Raw genomic sequence first — 19,790 nt, 5'->3', positions numbered from 1 at the left:
CCGGAATCCATAACCACAGCCTGGGGTCATGGATTCCGGGCCTGCGCCTAACGGCGCATCCCGGAATGACGGTGATCATGAAACCCCAATCCGCTTGATTTCCCAATGTAGCTCAATTCCGGAGTTTGCCTTCACCCGTTCGCGCACGGTCTCGCCCAGCGTCTCGATGTCGTGCGCGGTGGCATCGCCCGTGTTGATCAGGAAATTGCAGTGCATCTCCGAGACCTGCGCGCCGCCGACGCGCAGGCCGCGGCAGCCGGCGGCGTCGACCAGCTTCCAGGCCGAATGTCCCGGCGGGTTCTTGAAGGTCGAGCCGCCGGTCTTTTCGCGGATCGGCTGCGCGGTCTCGCGGTGGGTCTGCACCTCCGCCATGCGCCCGCGGATCGTATCAGTATCTCTGATCTCGCCGCGAAAGCGCGCGGAGGTGAAGATGATGGAGGGATCGACGCCGCTATTGCGGTAGACGAACTTCATGTCGGCGTTCGAGAACACGTGCTTCGTGCCATCGCGCCCGATACCTCGCGCCTCGATCAACACGTCCTTGGTCTCGCCGCCATTGGCGCCCGCATTCATGCGCAGCGCACCGCCGATGGTACCGGGAATGCCGAAATAGAATTCGAGCCCGCCGATATTGGCGGAGGCCGCCACTTCCGCCACGCGCTTGTCGAGCGCGGCAGTTCCAGCGGTGACGACATCGCCGCTCGCGCTCGCCTCGCCAAAGGCGCGCGGCGCCAGCCGAATCACCACGCCCGCAATGCCACCGTCACGCACGATCAGGTTGGAGCCGACGCCGACGACATAGACGGGAATGTCGGACGCGAGATGCGCGAGGAAGTAAGCGAGATCGTCCTCATCCGCCGGCGTGAACAGCACCTGCGCGGGACCACCGACGCGAAACCAGGTGAGCTCGGCGAGCGACTGGTTGGCCAGCATCCGGCCGCGCAGCTCCGGCATCGCAGCTTTGAGATCGGGCGTGATGTCGGGGAAGCTCATGGTGCGCTGACCGACATGCGAGCTGGATTGAGATTGCGCCGTGTGACGTTGTCCGCCAGCGCCCGGGGCTTCCCCCTCTCCCCACCCCTCCCCCGCAAGGGGGGAGGGAGCCTGACCAGCGTGCTCACCTCATCCAGCGTCACAGCTGCGCTCTGATCCTTTGCGAGAGTCAGGGAGGCACCGGCGGATGGGTTCCCTCCCCCCTTGCGGGGGAGGGTTAGGGAGAGGGGTGGCCACACGGGCGGTGGTCGACGATGACTTGACATCCGCTCGCTACCCCAGCGCCTTCAATTCGCCGGGCAAGGCATACGCCCATTGCGTGATGTTGCCCGCACCGAGACACACGACGAGATCGCCGGACTTCGCCAGGCCCTTGACGATACCTGCGAGCTCCGGCGCTGCCGGCAGGCCGACCACCTCGCGATGGCCGTGCGCGCGCAGACCGGCGACGAAATGATCGCGGTCGATGCCGTCGATCGGCGTCTCGCCGGCGGCGTAGACGTCGGCGACGACGACCGCATCGGCGTCGTTGAAGCAGGTACAAAATTCCTCGAACAGCGATTGCAGGCGGGTGTAGCGATGCGGCTGCACCACGGCGACGATCTTGCCATTGGTGGATTCCCGCGCCGCCTTCAGCACTGCCGCGATCTCGACGGGGTGATGACCGTAATCGTCGATCACCGTGACGCCGTTCCACTCGCCGGTCTTGGTGAAGCGGCGCTTGACGCCGCCGAAGCCTGCGATCGCCTTGCGGATCGCCTCGTCCGACACGCCGAGTTCGCGCGCGACCGCAATCGCGGCCGTCGCGTTGGAGGCGTTGTGGCGTCCCGGCATCGGCAACATGAGATCGGCGATCTCGTGCACGGCGCCGGTCTTGCGATCGCGGAACGCGACCTTGAACTTGGAGCCACCGCCCATCGGGGTGAGATCGACGAGCCGCACATCGGCCTGCGGATTCTCGCCATAGGTGATGATGCGACGATCCTCGATCTTGCCGACGAGGCTCTGCACGACGGGATGGTCGATGCACATCACGGCGAAGCCATAGAACGGCAGGTTCTCGACGAAATGCCGGAACGCGTCCTGCACCGCCTCGAAGGTCTTGAAGTGATCGAGATGCTCAGGGTCGACATTGGTGACGATCGCGACATCGGTCGGCAGCTTCAGGAACGTGCCATCGCTCTCGTCCGCTTCGACCACCATCCAATCGCCGGCACCGAGGCGCGCATTCGAGCCATAGGCATTGATGATGCCGCCATTGATCACGGTGGGATCGAGGCCGCCGGCATCGAGCAGCGTTGCGACCATCGTGGTCGTGGTGGTCTTGCCGTGGGTGCCGGCGATGGCGACGCAGCTCTTCAGCCGCATCAGCTCGGCCAGCATCTCGGCGCGGCGCACCACGGGAATGCGGCGTTCGCGCGCCGCCATCAGTTCGGGATTGTCGCGCTTGATCGCGGTGGAGACGACGACGACCGCAGCGCCGTCGACATTCTCGGCCTTGTGGCCGACCGAGACCTTCGCACCCGCCTTGCGCAGACGGTCGAGATTGTAATTGTCGGAGGCGTCCGAGCCCTGCACGGCGTAGCCGAGATTGACCAGCACCTCGGCGATGCCGCTCATGCCGATCCCGCCGATCCCGACGAAGTGGATGGGTCCGATCTCGCGCGGCAGTCTCATGCTCTGTTCCCTGACCTTGCCGCCGGAAAGGCGGCATCTGGCGAAGGTCACGGCCAAATCAGCCGCGCCGTTGTTACTGGATGCCCCGCTTTGGAAGGCCAAGACAAGGGCTTTTTCGCGTCAGATTCCCGCGACTTTGACCACCAGATCGGCCAAACGTTCGGCCGCATCGAGCCGCCCCGCCCCCTTCGCGGCTGCGGCCATGGAAGCAAGATGCGCGGGCTCGGCGGCGAAGGCGGAGATCTCGGCGGCGAGTCGGTCGGAGGTGAACTCGGTCTGCGGGATACGGATCGCGCCGCCGACGTTGGCCAGCACGCCGGCATTGGCGAACTGGTCCTGGTCGATCGAGCCGGGCAGCGGCACCAGGATCGAGGGCCGTCCGATCGCGGCGAGTTCGGCGACCGTGCCGGCGCCTGAACGCGACACCACCAGATGGTTGGAGGCGAGCCGCGCCGGCAGATCGGTGAAGAACGGCGCGAGCTCGGCATTGATCTTGAGCTTGTCGTAGACCGCGCGCACGCGCGCCATGTCTTCGTCGCGGACCTGCTGGGTCAGGACGAGCCGGCTCCACAGTGCGGGCTCGAGCCGCTCGATCGCACCCGGGACGATGTCGGCCATGATGCGCGCGCCCTGGCTGCCGCCGACGACGAGCAGGCGCAGCGGTCCGTTCGCTTCAGGCGCGACATATGGCACGGCGGCTGCGGCGAGGATCGCCGGACGCATCGGCGTGCCCACGGTCGTGGTCTTGCCTGCCAGCGCCGGATCGCGGTCGAGCACGCCGGGCAACGACGTCGCGATGGCGCGGACGCGGCTCGCCAGGAACCGGTTGGCGCGGCCGAGCACCGCATTGGCGTCGTGGATGATGCTGGGCACGCCCGCAAATTTCGCGGCGACCAGGGGCGGCAGTGTCGGATAGCCGCCGAAGCCGACGACGGCGACGGGCTTCAATCGCTTGATCAGGCTATAGGCAGACAGCGTGCCGGCGGCGAGCGTGAGGCCGGCATAGGCGAGCTGCAATGGATTGCGGCCACGCGCGGTCTCGCTCGAGACGACGTCGATCATGTCCTTGCTGAACAGCCCGCTATAGCGCAGCGCCCGCTCGTCCGTGACGAGGCGGACGCGAAAGCCGCGCCGGATCAGCTCGACACCGAGCGCCTCGGCCGGAAACAAATGGCCGCCAGTGCCGCCCGCGGCGAGAAGAATCAGGGGGGAAGTGTCCATGGTAGCGGTATTTACAGGGAAAAAGCGCCTATTGCGAGCCGTGCTCGTGCCCCGGGCGCAGCGCAGCGCGCCGCACTTCGCGGCGTGGTACGCTGCTGAACCGGGGCCCATTGGTGCGGCATTCCGGGTCCCGGCTCTGCGCTCCGCTTCGCGGAGCTTGTCCGGGACACGAGAGTGGTCACGCGTAACTGCGCATCGCCTCGGCGTGGCCGCTCGCCTCGACTTCGGTGCGCGGGCGCAGCCGCGTCAGCGCCAGCATCATGCCGACACCATAGGCCAGCGACACGATCGAGGAGCCACCATAGGAGATAAAGGGCAGCGTCATGCCCTTGGCGGGGATGAGCTGGAGGTTGACCGACATGTTGATCGCGGCCTGCACGCCGAACAGGATCGCAAGGCCGGACGCGGCGAAGCGCGAGAACATGTCCTCATTGGCGTAGGCGCGCGACAGCGTGCGGATCACGACGAAAGCGAACAGCGCCAGCATCGCGAGGCACAGGATGATGCCGAATTCCTCGGCGGCAACCGCGAACACGAAGTCGGTATGACTGTCCGGCAGGCTGCGCTTGGCGATGCCCTCGCCCGGCCCGAGCCCGAACCATCCGCCGTTGTAGAAGGCTTCCATGGCGGTATCGACCTGGAAGGTGTCGCCGGAAGCCGGATTCATGAAACGCTTGATGCGGCCGGCGACGTGCGGGACGAACAGATAAGCGCTGAACAGACCGGCCGCGGCGGCGCCCGCCAGGCCGAACACCCAGATCATGCGCATGCCCGCGATGAAGAACAGCGAGCCCCACACCATCAGGATCAGCATGGTCTGACCGAAGTCGGGCTCCATCACCAGCAGCGAGACCAGCATCAAGAGCAGCACCAGCGCCATCGAGGTCGCCGGCATCTCCGGCCGCCTGGTCGATTCCGCGAACAGCCAGGCGGCGATGACGACGAACGACGGCTTTGCAACTTCGGAGGCCTGGATGTTGACGCCGAGCAGCGTGATCCAGCGCCGCGAGCCCTTCACTTCGGGGCCAATCGCGAGCGTCAGCACGATCAGGATGATGCTGGCCGCGAAGATGATCAGGGCCGAGCGGCGGATCGCGCGCGGCGTCAGGAAGGACACCCCGAGCAGCACCAGGCAGGAGGGCGCCAGGAACATCACGTGCCGGCTGAAGAAGTGGAACGGATCGAGCCCGATGCGGGTCGCGACCGGGGGGCTCGCCGCCAGCGACAGGATCACGCCGGTGAGCATCAGCGCCAGGATGGCGCCCATCAGCGGCTTGTCGACGGTCCACCACCACTCGGAAAAGGGGGTGCGTTCTTCACGGGAGAGCATGGGCGGCCGCTTTCGGACAGAGGTCGGTCCATTGGTCGCCGAGGTTGGTTACCGGGGGGTTAAGGAGATCGATAACTTTGGAGATAGCGCACAACGCGACCACAAATGGTGGTCATGCCCCGGCTTGACCGGGGCATCCAGTACGCCGCGGCCCCTCGGCTCAAGCACGGCCTCTGGATACTGGGTCGCCCGGTCAAGCCGGGCGACGACAGCGGAGATTGGAGAAGCAGCGCCCCTCACACCACCGGTTTCACACCCGGCAGCGCCTGCACCAGTTCGCGGAACTTGGTGCCGCGGATCTCGAAGTTGCGGTACTGGTCGAAGGACGCACAGGCGGGTGACAGCAGCACCACCGCATCCGCAAGGCCCGAGGCTTCCGCGTCGCGCGCGGCGTGCTCGACGGCGACCTCCAGCGTCTGGCTGATCTCGTGCGCGACCTGCGTGCCCAGCGTTCCCGAAAACTCCTGCGCGGCCTCGCCGATCAGATAGGCCTTGCGGATGCGCGGGAAGAAGCCGGTCAGGCCAGTGATGCCGCCGGCCTTGGGCTTGCCGCCGGCGATCCAGAAGATCTCCGAAAAGGACGACAGCGCATGCGCAGTCGCATCCGCATTGGTGCCCTTGGAGTCGTTGACGAACAACACGTTGCCGCGGCGGCCAACCTGCTCCATGCGATGCGCGAGGCCGGGAAAGCTGCGCAGCCCGTTCTGCAGCACATCGAGGCTAATGCCCATCGCGAGCGCGGCGGCGGCGGCGCAGGCCGCGTTCTGCGCGTTGTGCTCGCCGCGGAGCGAGCCGATGCCGCCGAGCTTTGCGACCTCGCTCCGCGCGCCGCCAGCGGTGCGCACGATATTGCCGTGCTCGACATGGATGCCGGAGGCCAGCGGGTTCTTGACGGAGATCCGCACCACGTTCTTGCCGGCGCGGTCGAGCCGGTCGGCGATGTCGCGGCAGAAGCCATCGTCGACGCCGACGATCGCGGTGCCGCCGGCCTGCACGCCGGCGACGAGACGCTCCTTCACCGCAGCGTAATGCGCGAGGGTGCCGTGACGGTCGATGTGGTCCTCGCTGACATTGAGCAGGATACCGACGGAGGGATCCAGCGAGGGCGTGAGGTCGATCTGGTAGGATGACATCTCGATGACGTGGACGCGGCCCGTGCGCGGCGGCTCCAGCGACAGGATCGCGGTGCCGATATTGCCGCCCATCTGGGTGTCGTACCCGGCGACCTTTGTCAGATGCGCAATCAGCGCCGTCGTGGTCGACTTGCCGTTGGTGCCGGTGATCGCGACGAACGGCGCGTTGGGCGCGTGACGGCGACGCTCGCGGCAGAACAGCTCGATATCGCCGATCACCTCGCAGCCCGCCTCGCGCGCCTTCAGCACGCTCCAGTGCGGCACGGGATGGGTGAGCGGCACGCCGGGCGCGAGCACGAGCGCCGCGAAATTCGCCCAGGAGACATTGCGCAAATCGGCGGTGATGAAACCCGCTTGCGCGGCCTTGGCGACGTTCTCGGCATTGTCGTCAGCGGCAATCACCTCGGCGCCGCCCGCTTTCAGCGCGTGACAGGACGCAAGCCCCGAGCCGCCGAGGCCGAACACCGCGACCGTCTTGCCGGCGAAGGATGTGACCGGGATCATCGATCGATCACCGCAGCTTCAGCGTCGACAGACCGGCGAGCGCCAGCATCACCGAGATGATCCAGAACCGGATCACGATTTGCGGTTCGGTCCAGCCGAGCTGCTCGAAATGGTGATGGATCGGCGCCATCCGGAAGATGCGTTTGCCGGTGAGCTTGAACGACACCACCTGCACGATGACGGAAACCGCTTCCAGCACGAACAGGCCGCCGATCACCGCGAGCACGATCTCGTGCTTCACCGCGACCGCGATTGCGCCGAGCATGCCGCCGAGCGCGAGCGAGCCGGTGTCGCCCATGAAGATCGAGGCCGGCGGCGCGTTGAACCAGAGGAACCCGAGACCGGCGCCCAGCAGCGCGCCGCAGAGCACCGCGAGCTCGCCGGTTCCCGCGACATATTTGATCTGGAGATAGTCGGCGAACACCGCGTTGCCGGCGAGATAGGCGATCATCGCAAAGCTCGCGGTCGCGATCATCACGGGAACGATGGCAAGGCCGTCGAGACCGTCGGTGAGGTTCACCGCATTACCGGCACCGACGATGACGAAGGCGCCGAACACGACGAAGAACCAGCCGAAATGCAGCACCGTGTCCTTCAGGAAGGGAATCGTCAGCGCGGTCGACGCGGGATCGCGGTTCAACCGCACCAGCGCATAGCAGGCGACCAGCGCAATGGCGGCCTCGATCAGCAGGCGCAGCTTGCTGCCGAAGCCCGTCGTGGTCTGCTTGGTCACCTTGAGGTAATCGTCATAGAAGCCGACGAAGCCGAAGCCGAGCGTCACCGCCAGCACGATCCAGACATAGGGGTTGAGCGGATTGGCCCACAGCACGGTGCCGACCGTGAGGCCGGACAGGATCATCAGCCCGCCCATGGTGGGCGTGCCTTTCTTGGCGAGATGCGATTGCGGGCCGTCGGTCCGGATCGGCTGGCCCTTGCCCTGACGGATACGCAGATGGTCGATGATCCAGGGCCCGAACAGGAACACGAACAGCGCGCCGGTGACGACAGCGCCGCCGGTGCGGAAGGTGATGTAGCGGAAGACGTTCAGGAAGGTGCGAACGGCACCGAAGCCGGGAAATGTGTTGGAGAGCTCGATCAGCCAGTAAAACATTCAGACGGTCCTATGGCGCCTTTGCACGCGGCCTTGGTGTTGGCCTTGACTTGCCTCACGCGCATTCGCGGGTCTTCTTCATGGGGTCGGGCGACCTCTGGGAAAACGGACGGCTTCGCGCCGCAAAGGGTGGGATTCGGGAACAGCGCCTTCCAAGCAGTTTACGCCTTTGCCTGCAAGGCGGCCACTAGGCCCGGCACAAACTTGTTGACCCAGAACATCTTCTTGCTGCCCTTGACAACCACGACATCGCCTGCCCTCAGCAGATTTGCGACCTCGCCCGGCTTCAGCGTGGCGGGGTCGTCGTGCCAGCCCAGGCCCTTGCCCGCCGGCAACGCGTCGTAGAGATGGCGCATCAAGGGACCGACGCAGTAGACGCCGTCGATGCCGTCGAGATGCTTGGCGAGGGCCGTGTGGTAGCTTGGTGCGTCATCGCCCAGTTCCAGCATGTCGCCGAGCACCGCAATGCGGCGGCCGCCGGTCACGTTGCGCGCCTGGAGGCTTTGCAGTGCAGCAGCCACGCTGGCCGGATTGCCGTTGAAACTGTCGTCGATCACGGTGACGCCGCCAATCGCCTGCTCGACGCCGCGGCCGGTCATGATGCCGACCCGGTCGAGCTTGATCGCGAGCGTCGCCGCATCGAGGTTCGCGGCGCGGATCGAAGCGAGCGCCGCAAGCGCATTCTGCACGCGGTGCGGTGCGCCCGGCGTCAGGCTGAAGGCGATCTCCTTCTTGCCGAGCGCGGCAACGACCTGCCAGCTCTCGCCATGCGGCGCGTGCGCGACCTCGTGCACCTCGGCTTTCTCGCCAAACCGTACCGCCTTGCCTTTCCAGTCCGGCGCCTTGATCCCGGCAGGCAGCACCAGCACGCCATCCTCGGGCAGGCCGAGCGCGATCGAGACCTTCTCGCGCCTGATGGCTTCGAGCGAGCCGAGCTTTTCCAGATGCACCGGCTGAACGTTGACGACGAGCGCGACGGTCGGCCGCGTCAGCTCGCTGAGCCGCGCGATCTCGCCGGTCTGGTTCATGCCCATCTCGACGACCCAGAGGCTGGCATCGGGCCTTGCGTTGCACAGCGTCAGCGGCACGCCCCAGAAATTGTTGAAGCTCGACGGGCTGGCATAGGCGCCGGGGTAGGCCGCGAGGAATTCCTTGGTGCTGGTCTTGCCCGCGCTGCCGGTGAGTCCGATCACCGGTCCGTTGAAACGCGCGCGTGCGGCGCGTGCGAGGCCCCAGAGACCGTCGATCAGCGTGTCCTTGACGACGATTTGGGGAATGCGGATGCCGGCGATCTCGTGCGGCACGATCATCGCGACCGCGCCCGATGCTTCCGCCTTGTCGGCGAACTCCCAGCCGTCACGCGCACTCGCAAAGGCCGAGATGAAGCCGCCGCTCGGCGTACCGCTGAGCGCGACGAACAGACAGCCCGGCTTCACCAGGCGGCTGTCCTGGGTGACGAAGTCGATCGGCGTGTCCGGAAATGATCCCGCGGCGCCCAGCGCACGCGCCACTTCGGCAATCGTCCATATTGGCGCGCTCATGCATCCCTCGACGCTAATGCGGCGGCGACCGCCTCGTGATCACTGAAGGGCAGCACTTCGCCGCCGACGATCTGCCCGGTCTCGTGGCCCTTGCCGGCGACGAGCAGCGCATCGCCGTCTTCCAACTCCTCGATCGCGGTGCGGATCGCCGCGGCGCGGTCGCCGATTTCGCGGGCACCTTTTGCAGTCGCGAGGATTTCTGCGCGAATGGCTTCCGGCTTCTCGCTGCGCGGATTGTCGTCGGTGATGATGACGCGGTCGGCGTTTTCGGCCGCGATCTCGCCCATGATCGGGCGCTTGCCGGCATCGCGGTCGCCGCCGGCGCCGAACACGACGACCAGCCGGCGTTTTGCGTAAGGCCGCAAAGCCTGCAACGCCTTCTCCAACGCGTCGGGCTTGTGGGCGTAGTCGACGAAGATCGGCGCACCGTTGCGCTCGCCGACGCGCTCGAGCCGACCCTTGGCGCCTTCGAGATGTTCGAGGCTCGCAAACACGTTGGCCGGATCGCTGCCGGTGCCGATGGCAAGGCCGGCCGACACCAGTGCGTTCTCGATCTGGAATTCGCCGGCCAGCGGCAGCCGGACCGCATAACGCTTGCCGCGATGTTCGACGGCAAGGACTTGCGAAAAACCTTCGACCTCGGCCCCGGCGAGACGAATGCCCTCGCCTGCCCCGTCGCCGTTGCGGCCGACCGCCATCACGCGCAAGCCGTGCGACCTGGCAGCATTGATTGCTTCCGCCGAGCAATCATGGTCGGCGGAGATCACCGCCGCGCCATCCGCCGGGACCAGCTCGCGGAACAGCCGGAGTTTTGCTGCGAGATAATGCGCGACGGTTGGATGGTAATCCATGTGGTCGCGCGAGAGATTAGTGAAGCCGCCGGCGGAGACACGCACGCCGTCGAGGCGGTACTGGTCGAGTCCGTGCGAGGACGCCTCGAAGGCGAGATGCGTCACGCCTTCGCGCGCGATCTCATCGAGCTGCCGGTGCAGCGCGATCGGATCCGGCGTCGTCAGCGAACCGTAGACGGTGCGCTTGGGCGAGACGAGACCGATGGTGCCGATGCTGGCGGAGGCATGCCCCAGCCGCTCCCAGATCTGGCGCGTGAACGCGGCGACCGAGGTCTTGCCGCTGGTGCCGGTCACCGCCGCGATGGTCGCGGGCTGCGCGGGGAAGAATTTGGCCGCGGCCAGCGCCAGCGCGCGGCGCGGATTGGCCACCGTGACGAACGGCACCTTGCTGCCATCAGGTGCATGGTCGCCGACGATCGCCACCGCTCCTGCTGCAATCGCGGCATCGACGAAGCGCGCGCCGTCGGTCTTGCTGCCCGCGAGGGCGAAGAAGAGATCGCCGGGCTTGACCACACGGCTGTCGAGCGCAACGCCGGTCACATCGAGCGCCGCGACAGCGGGCTCGATTGCGGCATCATTGCCTGGAATGTCCTGACCTAGGAGGTCGCGCAGCTTCATGGTCTTCCAGTCGACATGCCGTGCCGGAAAGCCGAATCTTCGGAAAAGCCCCGACTCAGCAGCGGCGACGGCCTCCCCCGTTGATTACTGGGTTGTCCTGGATGCTGCAAGAATAAGGCGGTCGGACGGCGGCAGGTCAAACCGTGGCTCGATGCCCAGAAGCGGCGCGATCCGCTCGATCACCTTGCCGCCGGTCGGCACCGCATTCCAGCCCGAGGTGATGAAACCTTTTGTTTCGGGCAGCGCCTGCGGCTCGTCCAGCATGATCAGGATCTGATATTTTGGATTGTCGGAGGGCATGATCGCCGTGAAGGAGTTGAGAACCCGCTTCTTGGCGTAGCGGCCATTGATGACTTTCTCGGACGTGCCGGTCTTGCCGCCGACATAGTAGCCCTTGACGTCTGCCTGTCTCGCCGACCCGACCTCCGCATTGAGCCGCATCAGATACCGCATCTTGTCGCTGGTCTCTTGCTTGATCACGCGCTTGGCCATCGCCGCCGCTTCAGCTTCGCTTCGCTTCATGAAGGTCGGCGGAATCAAATAGCCACCGTTCATCAGCGCGTTGATGCCCATCACCGCCTGGAGCGGCGCCACCGACAGACCCTGGCCGAACGCGATGGTGACCGTGTTCAGCTCGCTCCAGCGGCGCGGCACCAGCGGAGCCGCGCTCTCGGGCAGCTCGGTGCGCAGCCGCGTCAACTGGCCCATCTTGGCAAGGAACGCCTTGTGCGCCTCGACGCCCTGGCCGAGCGCGATCCGCGCAGCGCCGATGTTGGAGGAGTAATAGAACACTTCCTTGGTGTTGATGAAACGTCCGAGCGAATGACTGTCGTGGATGGTGAACTTGCCGTAGTGCAGGTTTCCGCGTGCATCCCACGACGAGTTTAAATTGATCTTTCCGGAATCGAGCGCCATCGCCAGCGTGAACGCCTTGAAGGTCGAGCCCATCTCGTAGACGCCCGTGGTCAGGCGGTTGATCCGGTCGGGGTCGTGCGCTTCCTTCGGATTGTTGGGATCGAAATCCGGAAGCGAGACCATCGCCACGATCTCACCGGTCTTGACATTCGAAACGATGCCGGAAGCGGCCTTGGTGTGGTACTTTTCCTTGGCCTTCAGCAGTTCGTCGCGCAGCGCGTGCTCGACGCGCAGATCGACCGACAGCTCGATCGGCTTCTGCAGGCGGTCGGTGGCAAAGCCTGCGCGGTGGAGATCGGCGAGCCCTTGATTGTCGAGCCACTTCTCCATGCCGGCGATGCCCTGGTTGTCGATGTTGACGAGACCGATGAGGTGGGCGACCTCGTTGCCGGTCGGATAGACGCGCTTGTTCTCGCGCAGGAAGCCGATGCCGGGAATGCCGAGCTTGTGGATGTCCTGTTGCTGCTTCGGCGTGATCTCGCGCTTGAGCCAGACAAAACCCTTTCGCGCCGACAAGCGCTCGCGCACCTCGGCCTCGTCGAGGTCGGGCACGGTAGCGGTGAGAAGCTCGATCGCCTCGTCCTTGTCGATGATGCGGCGCGGCTCGCCGAACAGGCTCGCGGCCTTGACGTCGGTTGCCAGGATCGCGCCGTTGCGGTCGACGATGTCGGGCCGCGCGGTCGCGACCACCTCTTGCGCGGCAGCACGGCGCGCGCTGTGGGCGTCGGCACCGATCGCGAACATCACGAGCCGGCCGCCGATCAGGACGTAGACCGAGGTAAAGGCGATCATCGCGAGGCCAACCCGCGCACGCGCCTTCGCGGCGCGGTCAACATTGCGCCCGTAGAGCAGGCTGCGGATCAGCCGCTGCCGCCAGGGCTCGGGCGGCTTTTGAGTTGGCTTGGCCGGGGTCACAGCGCTCATTGCTTGTCCTCGGGCTGAGGCACGGAGCCCGTCACCGTATCCGGATCGCTCGCGGCTTCGATGGTGTTGAGCATGGCCCCGATCGGATCCGGCTCGCCCGGCCTGAACATCCGCGGCGGACGCTCCGGCAGGTTCTTCAGCGAGTCATATTGCGTACCGTTGACCGGCTTGAGCGGCAGATGCCGGTCGGACAGGCCCTGCAGGCGCAAGGGCGCATCGAGCTTGGCCCATTCGGAGCGCAGCGCCGCGATCGCATCGCGCTGCTCGCGGATCTCCGCATGCAGCCGCAGCACCTTTTCGGTGCGCGCCGTGGAGTCCATCTTGATCCGGTAGACATAGGCCGCCGCGAAGATCAGCGCACCGATGACGAGGAGGTGGATGAAGCGCATGCGCTAGCCGCCCCTCATCACGTCGGCGAGCTTTGGCCAGGACGAGGTCTCGCCGTCGTCGTGCGCGGGCGCGGACGTGCGCTCGGCGGCACGCAGTTTTGCGGAACGCGCGCGCGGATTATGCGCGACTTCCTCCTCACCCGCGATCACCGGCCGCCGGGTCAGCAGCTGGAAGCTCGGCGCGGTTTGCGCCACTTCCGGCAGATGCCGCGAACCGCCGCCGGTCTTGCTACGCTCGGAGAGGAAATTCTTGACGATGCGGTCTTCCAGCGAATGGAACGAGACCACCACGAGGCGGCCGTCCGGCCTGAGCACGCGCTCGGCCGCGGCGAGCGCGGTCTGGAGTTCCTCGAGCTCTTCGTTGACGAAGATGCGCAGGGCCTGGAACGTTCGCGTCGCCGGATGAATATCGCCGGGTTTTGAGCGCACGACCCGGCCGACGAGATCGGCAAGCGCGCGCGTTGTCGTGAACGGCGTCTCCTGCCGGTCGGCGACGATGGCGCGGGCGATGCGGCGCGACTGCCGCTCCTCACCAAAGAGATAGATGATGTCGGCGAGATCGCTTTCCGAGGCGCGCGCGACGATGTCGGCCGCCGTCGGCCCGGCCTGCCCCATCCGCATGTCGAGCGGACCGTCGAGACGGAAGGAGAAGCCGCGGCCGGCCTGGTCGAGCTGCATCGAGGAGACCCCGACATCCATCACGACGCCGTCGACGGCATCGACGCCTTGCGCCGCACAGACCTCGGCGAGATTGGAGAAGCGGTCCTCGACCAGCGTCAGCCGGCCCGCGGAGCGTTCGACCAGCTCGGCCCCGCCGGCGATCGCCGTACGGTCGCGATCGATCGCAATCAGCCGGGTTCCCGGCACGTCGAGAATGGCGCGGCTGTAGCCGCCGGCGCCGAAGGTGGCGTCGACATAGATCCCGCCCGCGCGCGGCGCGAGATGATCGACCGCCTCGCGGCCAAGAACGGGGATGTGCGGAACCGAGCTCATGCGCCACACCCGCAGAGCGTCCATGCGAGATCTGGGACGAGCGAGTCCATAACGCCTCGAATAATTCCGCGTCGCGGCGGTTCCACGACCCAACCCTCGTCCAGCATGGTTACCGAGCCCGGTCATCCCGGGCCGCAAACCCAGTGTTCCCAGTGGAATTTGTCGGGCAGCCATGGGATTTCGAGCCAAAATACGCTTTGGCCGCCTCCGGACGCGGGTCGGCTCTTCAATCCTCAGTAACGGCCCTTAGCGTTAAGAAAGCGTTGATCGGCTTGTTACAAGTCGAAAAGGTGACGCGTCGGTGATGCTCCATCCACACACATGCGCCAAAATGCATCCATTAACCGCGCCGCGCGATTGCGCGCGGCGGAGGGTAAAGGAATAGTAAAGAGAAGGGCTTGGCCCACTCTCTGTCCGACTTGAGCTGTCTATGTCGTCCGGTCCTTCCACGCCGTCTGGATCTGATTCGAAACGTCAACGCGTTCTCCCGGTTCCCAAGGCCGCGGCGAACACGCGGACGTTCGAGCCGGATTCCTCGATCGTCTCCGACATCATCCCTTCGCCGAACCATGGCGACCGCAACAAGGGACGGCAGCCGGATATGATCCTGCTGCACTACACCGGCATGCCCGACGTCGAGGGCGCGCTGGCGCGGCTGTGCACGGCGGGCACCGAAGTGTCGGCGCATTACGTCGTGCTGGAGGACGGCCGCATCGTGCAATGCGTGCCCGAGGCCAAGCGCGCCTGGCACGCGGGCGTCTCGTCCTGGGCCGGCGAGGACGACATCAACTCCTGCTCGATCGGCATCGAGATCATCAATCGCGGCCATGACTGGGGCTATCCGGAATATCCGTCGCGCCAGATCGCCGCCGTGATCACGTTGTGCCGCGGCATCATGCTTCGCCGCAACGTCGCCGCGCACCGGGTGCTCGGCCATTCCGACGTCGCGCCGGCGCGCAAGAAGGATCCCGGCGAGAAATTTCCGTGGCATTCGCTGGCCAATTCCGGCGTCGGACACTGGGTGACGCCCGCGCCGGTCGTGCGCGGCGAGAGCCTGATGCTCGGCACCATCAGCGACGAGGTGCTGAGCCTGCAGCAGGCGCTCGCCCGATACGGCTACGGCGTGCCGCTGACCGGCAAATACGACGCCGCGACGATGGAAGTCGTCACCGCCTTCCAGCGCCATTTCCGCCCCGCGCGGCTCGATGGTGTCGCGGATCACTCGACGCTGTCGACATTGCAGGCGTTGCTCGCGAGCCTGCCGGCGGATGCGACGGCAGTCGCGGCGAAGTAACGGCGCAAACCACACACTCCGGTCATTGCGAGCGCAGCGAAGCAATCCAGACTGCCTCCGCGGAAAGAGTCTGGATTGCTTCGTCGCTTCGCTCCTCGCAATGACGGAATGCGTGGCGACTACTCCATCTCCCGCATCCGTCGCGCATAGAGCCGCCGCAACGGCTCCAGCTGCGTCGCCGCCGTCGCGGCGACATACGCCTCGCGCGCTTCGTCCTTGCGCCCAAGCCGTCGCAACAGATCCGCGCGCACCGCAGGCAACAGCTCGTAGCCGCCAAGCCCGCCGCGCGCGGTGATCGCGTCGACGAGATCGAGCGCGCGCGCCGGGCCGTCGACCATCGAGACTGCGGCGGCGTGGTTAAGCTCGATCACTGGCGACGGATTGATGCGCAAGAGCACTTCGTAGAGGCCAGCGATCTGCGGCCAGTCGGTCTGCTCGTAGCTCGGCGCACGGGCATGCAGCGCGGCGATCGCGGCCTGCACAGCATAGGGCTGCGGGCGGCCAGGCACGCGGAGCGCGTCGTCCACGAGACGCAGACCTTCCTCGATCTGCACACAATTCCAGAGCGAACGATCCTGCTCTTCCAGCAGAACGACGTCGCCGGCTGTGGTCTCGCGCCCGGCACGGCGCGCATCGTGCAGTAACATCAAGGCGAGCAGGCCTTTGATCCCGGCGCGATCCGGCATCAGCCGGTCGAGCAACCGGCCGAGCCTGATCGCTTCGACCGCGAGATCGGGCCGCATCAAATCCGTGCCCGAGGTCGCAACATAGCCTTCGGTGAAGACGAGATAGATCACGGCGAGCACGCCGTTGAGCCGCGGCGCAAGCGCGGCGTGCTCGGGCACTTCATAAGGAATGCCGGCGAGCCTGATCTTCTGCTTGGCGCGGACGAGGCGCTGCGCCATCGCATCCTCGCCGACGAGAAAGGCGCGCGCGACCTGCGCCATGGACAGCCCGCAGACGGTGCGCAGCGTCAGCGCGACCTGGACCTCGATGGCGAAGGCTGGATGGCAGCACGTGAAGATCAGCCGCAGCATATCGTCATCGAGCGTTGCTGGCGGCTCGTCGGGCGCCTGCGCGTTGAACTCGAGCTCATGCACGAGCGCCCGCTGCTTGCCGCGGAACACGGCCTGCCGCCGGATGCGATCGATCGCCTTGTTGCGACCGACATTGACCAGCCAGGCGCGCGGATTATCGGGCACCTCGCCCGCCGACCAGCGCTCCAGCGCGACCGCGAAGGCATCCTGGAGCGCGTCCTCGGCGAGATCGAAATCGCCGACGAGGCGGATCAGCGTGGCAAGCACCCGCCCCGCCTCGTCGCGAAAAATCCGAGCGATGTCGGCAGGACAGATCACTTGTAGATCATGACCGGCCTGACTTCGATGGATCCCTCTTTGGCCTCGGGAATCCGAGCAGCCAGTCCGACGGCGGTGTCCAGATCCTTGGCCTCGACCAGATAGTAGCCGGCGAGCTGCTCGCGAGTCTCCGCGAAGGGACCGTCGGTCGTCAGGGTCTTGCCCTCGCGCACGCGCACGGTGGTCGCCGTCGTGGTCGGCTGAAGCCCGTCGCCGGCCTTGAAATGGCCGCTCTGGACGATGGACTGCGTGTAAGTGCCGTACTCCGCCGACAGCGCCTGACGGTCCGCGGGGGACATGTTGATCATTTTCGCTTCGTTCCGGTAGATCAGCAGTAGGTACTGCATGGCTTACTCCTGTTGTTCGGCCTGATTGCCGACATCCAGTCGAACGGGGCCAACATCAAACGACATCCTCGGGATAATTATTCGATATCAGGGGACGAGATCATTTGTAGATCATCACGGGCCTGACTTCGATCGAGCCGTCCCTGGCTCCGGGAATCCGCGCGGCCATCGCGATCGCTGCGTCGAGGTCTCTCGCCTCGACGAGATAATAGCCGCCGAGTTGCTCGCGGGTCTCGGCGAACGGACCATCGGTCGCGAGTACCTTGCCGTCGCGAACGCGAACGGTGGTCGCAGTCGAGGTCGGCTGGAGCCCGTCGCCGGCCTTGCTGTTGCCGCTCTGGACGATGGACTGGGTGTAGGCGGAATACTCCGCCAACAGCTTCTGGTAATCTGCGGGGTTCATTTTGCTCTGTTGAGCTTCGTTCCGGTAGATCAGCAGCAAATACTGCATCGCTTAACTCCTGTTGCTCGGCTGGATTGCCGGCATCCAGTCGAACCGGGCCCACGCCCAACGACATGTTCAGGATAAATTATTCGCAGCCGGCGTGCGCGGCGATCTCTGCTTGACGGAACCGTCACAAATGCCCCATGCGTAGCCGGTCAGTCGGCCGGACGGCCGCTCCGGCAGGTGCCGAAAGGCCGCCGGGGAGGAAAGTCCGGGCTCCCTTGACATACGGTGCCGGATAACGTCCGGCGGGGGCAACCCCAGGGAAAGTGCCACAGAGAACGAACCGCCCGCCTTCGCCCTTTGGGCTTCGGCGCGGCAAGCCCTCGGGCCTGCCGTGCCATAGCAGCGCAAGCTGCGTAGGCAGGTAAGGGTGAAAAGGTGCGGTAAGAGCGCACCGCGGCTCCGGCAACGGAGCCGGCATGGTAAACCCCACCGGGAGCAAAACCGAATAGGGACGGCGTAGCGGGCTGTTCGCGCAAGCGATAACGCCGCGGGGCGATGTCAGGCCCGCCGTCCGGGTAGGTTGCTCGAGGCCATGTGCAAACATGGTCCCAGAGGAATGGCCGTCACGCATCGTTCGCGCAAGCGGACGGTGCCTTACAGAACCCGGCTTACAGGCCGGCTGATATTCTAAAGCGTTTTCGAGCGAAGTGGTTTTCCGGTTCGCATGAAGAAAACGCGTCTTACTAAGAAAGTGACGAGGGGTTCGATGCTGACCGCATCGAGCCCCTCACCATTTTGACCCGGCTGTCATTCCGGGGCGTGCGCAGCACGAGCCCGGAATCCATTCATCCACCGACTCTGCCGCCTGATGGATTCCGGGCTCTCGCTTCGCGAGCCCCGGAATGACGGCTGCGAACTAAGCGACAATCTCGTTCAACACGCCCATCAAAGCCTCGGGCGCGGTCACGTTCGGCGCATGACTGGCATCGAGCTCGAAATAGCGCCAGCCATCCTCGCTCTTCGTGCGCCTCGCGAACTGCCCGAACACATCGCCCGGCGGAATGCGCTTGCAATAGATGTAGCTGCGCGGCATCGCCGGCTCGCCGTGTTCGAGCTTGAGCCTGGTATCGAAACACTTGATCGGCATGTTGATGCGGCGCGCATTGAGCCAGTCGAGATCGGCCTGCGGCGTATCCGGCGGCGGCGGGTTCGGCGGAATGCGATAACCATCACCCGCAGCTGCTGCCTTGCGCATCGGCTCGCGACCGCCCTCGTTGAGATCGAACAGCGACTGGCCGTCACGCGGCACGAAGGCGTCGAGATAGATCAGTTGCGTGACGCGCTCGCGCGCGCGGTCGGCAACACCGGTCGCGACCATGCCGCCATAGCTGTGGCCGAGCAGCACGATGTCGTCGAGGTCCTCGAACTTGATGACGTTGAGGATGTCCTGGATGTGCGTATCCAGATCGATCGCGGGACTCGCGAGATGCGCGCGTTCGCCGAGCCCGGTGTAGGTCGGCGCCACCAGGCGGTGGCCGGCCTGCGCCATCAGCGGATGCATCTTCTTCCAGGCCCATCCGCCGGACCATGCGCCATGACAGAGCAGAAAAGTCTTCGCGCGTGCGGCCATCGGCGTTTCCATCGTTCTTGTTTCTACGATGGAGTGTAGCGGCCGCGCGCGCGATGTAAACGCTGCGGCCTCTCAGGCCGCGCGGGTGTTCGCCTTCACGAGGACGGGCGCGACGGCCTCGCGCCGCAGCTTGCCCGCCTCAAAACCATGCATGCCGATCTGCCATTGCAGGCCGACGATGGCGCCCTTGGTCGGCTGCAGCAGCGCGAGCGAAGCGAACAGCGTCACCGGCAACCACACGGCCAGTTGCAGCCAGACCGCCGGCGCGTAGGCCGTCTCAACCGCGAGGATCGCCGGCACCACGAGATGGCCGACTACGACCATCACCAGATAGGCCGGGAAGTCATCGGCGCGCTGGTGAAACAGCTCCTCGCCGCAATGGTCGCAGCTGTCGGCCACTTTCAGGAAGCGCCCGAACATATGTCCTTCGCCGCAGCTCGGGCACTTGCCCAAGAAGCCGCGCCACATCGCCTTCGAGAGAGAGACTGAACCGGTTGCCATGACAGCACCTCTTCCTTTTCGCTGATCCATACAATAATATCTTGCATCCATACATTCAAAGGATATGGGCCT

At 65.7% G+C, this 19,790-nt stretch carries 17 protein-coding genes and 1 other RNA gene; 2 read left to right on the top strand and 16 right to left on the bottom strand.

Annotation, left to right across the window (positions count from 1 at the left end):
• Positions 1 to 75: 75 nt before the first annotated feature.
• From murB to rsmH, 11 genes are all read right to left on the bottom strand, one after another.
• Positions 76 to 993, bottom strand: coding sequence for a UDP-N-acetylmuramate dehydrogenase (gene murB, locus ABIB95_RS24810; protein WP_354242869.1), 918 nt, complete (start codon positions 991 to 993; stop codon positions 76 to 78).
• Between the two features lie 273 nt (positions 994 to 1,266).
• Entirely contained in the window at positions 1,267 to 2,670 is a 1,404-nt protein-coding gene (gene murC / locus ABIB95_RS24805) for a UDP-N-acetylmuramate--L-alanine ligase (protein WP_354242866.1), read from the bottom strand.
• Positions 2,671 to 2,790: 120 nt separating this feature from the next.
• Positions 2,791 to 3,891: an undecaprenyldiphospho-muramoylpentapeptide beta-N-acetylglucosaminyltransferase gene (gene murG / locus ABIB95_RS24800; RefSeq protein WP_354242863.1), complete on the bottom strand. Its 1,101-nt coding sequence runs from the start codon at positions 3,889 to 3,891 to the stop codon at positions 2,791 to 2,793.
• Positions 3,892 to 4,069: 178 nt separating this feature from the next.
• Positions 4,070 to 5,221 carry a putative lipid II flippase FtsW gene (gene ftsW / locus ABIB95_RS24795; RefSeq protein ID WP_063981538.1) on the bottom strand — a complete coding sequence of 384 codons (1,152 nt, stop codon included), beginning with the start codon at positions 5,219 to 5,221 and terminating at the stop codon, positions 4,070 to 4,072.
• Between the two features lie 236 nt (positions 5,222 to 5,457).
• The gene (gene murD, locus ABIB95_RS24790; protein ID WP_354242860.1) at positions 5,458 to 6,858 is read right to left on the bottom strand and encodes a UDP-N-acetylmuramoyl-L-alanine--D-glutamate ligase; all 1,401 of its coding nucleotides are present in this window, start codon (positions 6,856 to 6,858) and stop codon (positions 5,458 to 5,460) included.
• A gap of 7 nt (positions 6,859 to 6,865) precedes the next feature.
• Positions 6,866 to 7,969, bottom strand: coding sequence for a phospho-N-acetylmuramoyl-pentapeptide-transferase (gene mraY / locus ABIB95_RS24785; RefSeq protein ID WP_014492955.1), 1,104 nt, complete (start codon positions 7,967 to 7,969; stop codon positions 6,866 to 6,868).
• 161 nt (positions 7,970 to 8,130) lie between these two features.
• Entirely contained in the window at positions 8,131 to 9,510 is a 1,380-nt protein-coding gene (locus ABIB95_RS24780; RefSeq protein WP_354242857.1) for a UDP-N-acetylmuramoyl-tripeptide--D-alanyl-D-alanine ligase, read from the bottom strand.
• On the bottom strand, positions 9,507 to 10,979 hold the full coding sequence (locus tag ABIB95_RS24775) for a UDP-N-acetylmuramoyl-L-alanyl-D-glutamate--2,6-diaminopimelate ligase (RefSeq protein ID WP_354242854.1): 1,473 nt from the start codon (positions 10,977 to 10,979) through the stop codon (positions 9,507 to 9,509). The genes ABIB95_RS24780 and ABIB95_RS24775 overlap by 4 nt, the downstream gene beginning before the upstream one ends.
• An 84-nt stretch (positions 10,980 to 11,063) precedes the next feature.
• Positions 11,064 to 12,818 carry a peptidoglycan D,D-transpeptidase FtsI family protein gene (locus tag ABIB95_RS24770; RefSeq protein WP_354119518.1) on the bottom strand — a complete coding sequence of 585 codons (1,755 nt, stop codon included), beginning with the start codon at positions 12,816 to 12,818 and terminating at the stop codon, positions 11,064 to 11,066.
• A complete protein-coding gene (gene ftsL / locus ABIB95_RS24765; RefSeq protein WP_014492951.1) occupies positions 12,815 to 13,207 on the bottom strand; it encodes a cell division protein FtsL in 393 nt (130 codons plus the stop codon). The genes ABIB95_RS24770 and ftsL overlap by 4 nt, the downstream gene beginning before the upstream one ends.
• A 3-nt stretch (positions 13,208 to 13,210) precedes the next feature.
• Positions 13,211 to 14,200 (bottom strand): 16S rRNA (cytosine(1402)-N(4))-methyltransferase RsmH, encoded by a 990-nt coding sequence (gene rsmH, locus ABIB95_RS24760; RefSeq protein ID WP_354242850.1) that lies wholly within the window; start codon positions 14,198 to 14,200, stop codon positions 13,211 to 13,213.
• Positions 14,201 to 14,630: 430 nt separating this feature from the next.
• Here rsmH and ABIB95_RS24755 point away from each other — a divergent pair, with 430 nt between their 5' ends.
• Positions 14,631 to 15,494 carry an N-acetylmuramoyl-L-alanine amidase gene (locus ABIB95_RS24755; protein WP_175618141.1) on the top strand — a complete coding sequence of 288 codons (864 nt, stop codon included), beginning with the start codon at positions 14,631 to 14,633 and terminating at the stop codon, positions 15,492 to 15,494.
• A gap of 119 nt (positions 15,495 to 15,613) precedes the next feature.
• Here the strand turns inward: ABIB95_RS24755 and ABIB95_RS24750 are convergent, their stop codons facing one another.
• The 3 genes from ABIB95_RS24750 to ABIB95_RS24740 all read right to left on the bottom strand — a co-directional run bounded on the left by ABIB95_RS24750 (position 15,614) and on the right by ABIB95_RS24740 (position 17,647).
• A complete protein-coding gene (locus tag ABIB95_RS24750; RefSeq protein ID WP_502917866.1) occupies positions 15,614 to 16,849 on the bottom strand; it encodes an RNA polymerase sigma factor in 1,236 nt (411 codons plus the stop codon).
• The gene (locus tag ABIB95_RS24745) at positions 16,846 to 17,196 is read right to left on the bottom strand and encodes a YciI family protein (protein WP_063981533.1); all 351 of its coding nucleotides are present in this window, start codon (positions 17,194 to 17,196) and stop codon (positions 16,846 to 16,848) included. Before ABIB95_RS24745 ends, ABIB95_RS24750 begins: the two co-directional genes overlap by 4 nt.
• Positions 17,197 to 17,296: 100 nt before the next feature.
• On the bottom strand, positions 17,297 to 17,647 hold the full coding sequence (locus tag ABIB95_RS24740; protein ID WP_354242847.1) for a YciI family protein: 351 nt from the start codon (positions 17,645 to 17,647) through the stop codon (positions 17,297 to 17,299).
• Positions 17,648 to 17,796: 149 nt separating this feature from the next.
• Between ABIB95_RS24740 and rnpB the strand changes: the two genes are divergently transcribed.
• Positions 17,797 to 18,274, top strand: an RNA gene (gene rnpB, locus ABIB95_RS24735) — RNase P RNA component class A.
• Positions 18,275 to 18,503: 229 nt separating this feature from the next.
• Here rnpB and ABIB95_RS24730 read toward each other — a convergent pair.
• Positions 18,504 to 19,217, bottom strand: a complete 714-nt coding sequence (locus ABIB95_RS24730) for an alpha/beta fold hydrolase (RefSeq protein ID WP_354242844.1) — start codon at positions 19,215 to 19,217, stop codon at positions 18,504 to 18,506.
• Positions 19,218 to 19,289: 72 nt separating this feature from the next.
• Positions 19,290 to 19,748 carry a DUF983 domain-containing protein gene (locus ABIB95_RS24725; protein WP_354242841.1) on the bottom strand — a complete coding sequence of 153 codons (459 nt, stop codon included), beginning with the start codon at positions 19,746 to 19,748 and terminating at the stop codon, positions 19,290 to 19,292.
• Positions 19,749 to 19,790 lie beyond the last annotated feature (42 nt).

Source organism: Bradyrhizobium sp. LA2.1 (genome assembly GCF_040547725.1).
GTDB lineage: Bacteria > Pseudomonadota > Alphaproteobacteria > Rhizobiales > Xanthobacteraceae > Bradyrhizobium > Bradyrhizobium barranii.
Note: the sequence above shows the minus strand (reverse complement) of the source record. Positions and strands in the feature narration are given on the sequence as shown.